This window comes from Mycobacteriales bacterium, from assembly GCA_040902655.1.
Taxonomy (GTDB): domain Bacteria; phylum Actinomycetota; class Actinomycetes; order Mycobacteriales; family SCTD01; genus SCTD01.
Map to the genome: position 1 here is coordinate 56,193 of JBBDWV010000061.1, position 4,580 is coordinate 60,772.

Sequence of the window (4,580 nt, forward strand, 5' to 3'; positions counted from 1 at the left end):
GCACTACCTGCGCCGCTTCGGCGGCGGCCGTAACGGGCGCCTATGGCCGCGCCGGTTTTGCTAGGGACGCCCATCCCGACGCCTAGTGCGGCTCCGAGGACGGCTGCCGCAAGTCGCAGGTAATCAACGTCATCACGGTGGTCCCGCGCTTGCTCGCTTCAGCCGGGGCGGGCTCCAGGGGGCGCCCAGCGGACGAAAGCCGGAGCTCGCACCTCTCGTCGCGCCGCGCCAGCGCGTTGAAAAGGCGTCCATCCTCCACATCGAGCGACAAGGTCCCCACGAGAGGTGCGGGTACGCCGGCCTGCCCGACAAGATGCCAGCCGCCGGCCGATGACCGCTGCCAACGGAGCAGGATGCAGGGCCGCCTCCCGAGTTCACTTACTCGGACCGCCGCGGCGGACAAGCTCACGTTCGCGCTGTTGGCGATCGCGCGCAGGCGAGGCAGGGTGATGGGGCGGTCCAGTAGGGGACGCACCCAGTGGGCTGGCATTAGAAGGGCCGCAGCGACCCAGTCGCACAAGGTTTCTTCCGCATCCTGATCTAGCGACTGTGTCCTCAGCCGCACATCCGTGAGGCGGTTGCTGGCAAGGAGTACGTGGCCCAACTCATGCGCGAAAGTGAAGCGCTGTCTTTGGAGTGGGCGGTCTGAGCGCAGTTCGACAACCGGGCGCCCGTCCGTCCAAGTTGTTCGGCCGTCCTCACGCAGTTGCGACTTACGCACTTCCTCCACACCGAGCAGCACTGCGAGTCGCTCGAGGTCCGTCGGCATTCCGCCGTCCAGCAGCCGGAGGGCCTTGCTCGCAAGATGCTCACCCAGGTGATGCGGGACGTGCCCGCTATCGGGCGTCATGAAGATCCATCCAGGTCTCGCTATCGCGAAGATTGAGTCGGTAGGCCACCCCGGCCAGTGGCCGCTCCACAACCACCCGTCGGATGAGGTCGATCACGACTTCAGAAGGCCAGTTCCGGATCAAGGCAGCCGACGCAAGTGCGCTGGCTTCACGCTGCCCGAGCAGGGCCGCTGCAACGTCCGTCGCGCTAGTGACGCCGTTCGGGGACGAACCGAGAAGCTGCGCCATGTCCAGCGATGCGAGCGAGCAGAACTCCTGAATCTCCGCCAGGGACGCGTTCGCGACGTGATCAACGCTGGCGACGATCTCCTCCGCCCGCTCCTGGGTCAGCCAGTGGGGGCAGTCCGCGAGGCGCTGGAGCACGACAGGTAGGACAGCGAACATGGCTTCCAGCAGGCGCTGAAGAGTAGCCAAGCGCTCCGACCGACTACGCGCGTGCGCCTCCAGTTCGGCCCGATGATCTTGCACGAATCCCCTGATAGCCGTCGCGAGCGCCTCCGGCGTCTGGTCCCCCGCGAGTTCGGTCATGTGACAGGTTGTGCCGGTTACCAGCCGTGACGGGCGAGCACCCAACGATGCGAGCAGCAGGGTCACGTTACCGTTGCGCTCTGCCCAGACGAGTTCCTTGCCGGCTCCTGAGCTGGGCCGGTTCGCGATGAAGACGATCAGGTCCGACCGAAGGACCGCCGCGTAGTCGATGCGACTCACCCGATGTGGAGGGTCGTCGGAGGTGGTGCGGGGGTCCGTGTAGTCGGTCGGGCAGTGAGTGCTTATGCCGTCCTCGTCAAGCGCCCTTTGGATCGTGGAGGACAGCTTCCGCAGATCTGCGTATTCGTCATCGCTCAGGTCGGTGAGGGCGCTAGCTACGTACGCCCGAATCGAGGTTTCCGGGACGATCGGTCCCAGGTCAAACTCCAGCTGTGCAGCCGTAGGAGTTCCCCGGAGGGTCGCCCGCGCAGAGGCCCACCCGGCCACTGTGTCCACGCCGGCATCACCGCTGAGGATGTCGTTGATAAGCTCTTCGAACGTCGGATCCTCGACGACCGACGGCTTCATGTCATAGCCAAGCCCTCGCAGCTGGATGCGCATCACTTGCAAGGCGCCGGCTATGAGGCCGTCCAAGACTGCACCCTCGGAGACGTCGCTTGCTTCGACGGGGGCAGCGCTGAGGATCCCGGTGAACAGCGTGGCCGCCACTTCGGCTGCCGTACCGCCCGCATTCAAGACCTTGCAGGCGGCAACTCGGGTCGCCGTGAGGGTTCCCGTGGAGGTGATCATCCCCGACGTTCCCTGGAAGGGCGCACAGATGATCATGGCCATGTCTTCGACTGGGAGAACCGTCATCGCTTCCGCTCGCCGAAGTAGAAGCCGATCGCACTGCCGACGAGGGTCGTCACGCTTCCGAACACCAGCGTCAAGAAAGGCTCCATGTCCCCGTACGTGCTGCCACGCCAGATCGCGACGAGCGGGCCGATCACCAGGAACATGAGCAGGGCGACAAGGGCATAGACCACGCGGCCTCGGACCTTCTCGCGGTCCCTCGCCGGGTCGTATGGGACCGCCCGCGGCGTCCGTATGTCGGCCTCTGCCTCGTGGTCGTCCTGGCGGGTTCCTACGACATCGTCGATGTCCGGGAGCTCGTCACGGGTGACGCTGGGACCAAGCGGCAGGTTTGCCCGCTCCTCGTCACCCGCGCCCCCGGTCGTCATGGTGTCGACGGCCTAGTAGAGGAACTCGACGCGCTGGACCGTGCCGTCCTTGTCCTCGATGAGGATCTTGCGGTCTTGGTTCCGGTTCTCGACGATGAAGCTTTCTGTCGCCAGTGCGCGTCGGATGACTTCGTTGGCTGACAGTCCCGTGCTCTCAGCGATCTTCTCGATGCGCTCGACATCGCTCGCCCGCAGGTTGACGGTGACCCGGCGTGCGACGTTTGCGGTCTTGGCCATGCAGCTCCTCAGGGATGATGGTGGACAGACAGCGTATGTTCTGCATCGGTCTCCGTGCAAGAAGTATGCAGAAGTGCAGCGGTGGATCGCGCTTCGACACGCCGAAGTCCGCGCTTGACACGCAGATCTACAATCAGTTTGCGGCTGTGACGCGGCACGTAAGTCGGAGCCCTAGATCACGGACGTCAACGGAGTCGTCTCCTTAGCCCCGCCCGCCTCAGCACCGTCCTACGAATCGCACGCCAGCGGCAGTGGGATGCCCCTTCCACTCGCTGCCCTCAAGCCCAATCCTGACGGTGACGCTGGTCACCAGGGCCGCGGGCCGAGATGCACCGGCCACCCACGACAGGGTGATTGCCGGCTGCCGGCGCATGCTTGGCCTGCACCCGAGCGGCCAGAAGCGGCTCCGGCTCACGGAGTCGCCGAGGTGCTTGCACCCGCCAGAGTGCGATCAGCAAGCAAGAGCCCCCGCGATGCCGCTTCCGAGAGTCAGCCCCGGGCACCGTCCGCCACACACGCGGGTACGAGCACGCCTCGCGGAGATGAGGACGCTGCTGCGGCGGGTCGCAGACCACGAGGCAGGTGCTCTACGACCGTGCGGGCCCGGATGGTCCCGGATCAGGGCCAGGACGGCAGCTCGACCGTCTGGGCGTGCTCGACGTCACCAGGCCCGACGGGCGGACCCCGGTTTCCCGGAGCGCCGGAGGGCAGGAGCAGCGGGCCCGGCCCGTACCCCCTGCCCCTGGAGCGACCGCATGAGCACAGTCCTGTTCGTCGTCACCGGCGCGCGTCACTGGACCCTGTCCGACGGCACCGAGCACCCCACCGGCTACTGGGCCGAGGAGCTGGTTGCGCCCTACCGCGTGTTTACCGGTTCCGGGCACGAGGTCGTGCTGGCCACGCCCGGCGGGGTGCAGCCGGTGGTCGACGAGGCCAGCCTGGCCCCGGACGTCAACGGCGGGCAGGACGGCGCCGACGAGATGCGCAGCGCGTTGAAGGGCATCAGCCAGCTCGAGAGCCCGCTCACGCTCGAGGACGTCGACGTCTCCACCTACGACGCGGTGTTCTACCCGGGCGGCCACGGCCCGATGGAGGACCTGGCCGTCGACGCGAGCTCCGCCGCGGTCCTCACCACCACGCTCACCGAGGGTAAGCCGCTGGGCATCGTCTGCCACGCCCCAGCCGGCCTGCTGGCGACCGAGGCCACCGGCACGACCTCGCCGTTCTCGGGCTCCGCCTGACCGGCTTCACCAACGCCGAGGAGACGCAGGTCGGGCTGGCCGACAAGGCTTCGTGGCTGCTGCAGGATCGGCTGGTCGCGCTCGGCGCCGAGTTCGTGGAGGGCGAGCCGTGGGCCCCCAACGTCGTGGTCGACCGCAACCTGTACACCGGCCAAAACCCTGCCTCCTCCGGCCCCCTCGCCGAGCGCATGCTCGAGGATCTCTTCGCGTAGGACGGCTCGGCGCTCACGCGGGCGGTCCTGGGCACCCTGCCGCCTCCACCCTCCATCGGCCAGCGGAGTGACGACAGCGGCATAGAGCGTGCACTGTTCAGCTCAGCGTTGGGGCCAGCGTCCGGCAGCGACATGACGCGTGGCGCTGTTCGGTTGATGGTGCGGTCGAACGTCCGACGTCCGGCAACGGCAGCGGCCTCGCGCGCCAGGTCCTCCGCGTGAATCGGACGACAAGCCGACAGCCATCGCGAGGATGGCGGACTGAGCGATGAGAGTCTGACCCTGATTTTGCAGCCGAGTGGAGCTGGCGTCGTGTCGTGAACGCGAAAG

Annotated in this window: 3 protein-coding genes and 1 pseudogene; 1 reads left to right on the top strand and 3 read right to left on the bottom strand. The window is 67.0% G+C overall.

Going from position 1 to position 4,580, the window contains the following annotated elements; translation table 11 throughout:
• Positions 1-836 precede the first annotated feature (836 nt).
• The 3 genes from WD794_17390 to WD794_17400 are packed head-to-tail and all read right to left on the bottom strand — an operon-like array spanning position 837 to position 2,797.
• Complete coding sequence (locus tag WD794_17390; protein MEX2292088.1) at positions 837-2,171, bottom strand: hypothetical protein; 1,335 nt, start codon at positions 2,169-2,171, stop codon at positions 837-839.
• 20 nt (positions 2,172-2,191) lie between these two features.
• Positions 2,192-2,560 carry a hypothetical protein gene (locus WD794_17395; GenBank protein MEX2292089.1) on the bottom strand — a complete coding sequence of 123 codons (369 nt, stop codon included), beginning with the start codon at positions 2,558-2,560 and terminating at the stop codon, positions 2,192-2,194.
• A 12-nt stretch (positions 2,561-2,572) separates the two neighbouring features.
• The gene (locus WD794_17400) at positions 2,573-2,797 is read right to left on the bottom strand and encodes a ribbon-helix-helix protein, CopG family (protein ID MEX2292090.1); all 225 of its coding nucleotides are present in this window, start codon (positions 2,795-2,797) and stop codon (positions 2,573-2,575) included.
• 755 nt (positions 2,798-3,552) lie between these two features.
• On the opposite strand from WD794_17400, the pseudogene WD794_17405 reads away from it, so the two are divergent.
• A pseudogene (locus WD794_17405) lies at positions 3,553-4,250 on the top strand (type 1 glutamine amidotransferase domain-containing protein).
• Positions 4,251-4,580 lie beyond the last annotated feature (330 nt).

Coding starts and splice junctions, on each gene's coding strand:
- WD794_17395 (MEX2292089.1), bottom strand. CDS start 2,560: ATGACGACCGGGGGCGCGGGTGACGAGGAGCGGGCAAACCTGCCGCTT.
- WD794_17390 (MEX2292088.1), bottom strand. CDS start 2,171: ATGGCCATGATCATCTGTGCGCCCTTCCAGGGAACGTCGGGGATGATC.
- WD794_17400 (MEX2292090.1), bottom strand. CDS start 2,797: ATGGCCAAGACCGCAAACGTCGCACGCCGGGTCACCGTCAACCTGCGG.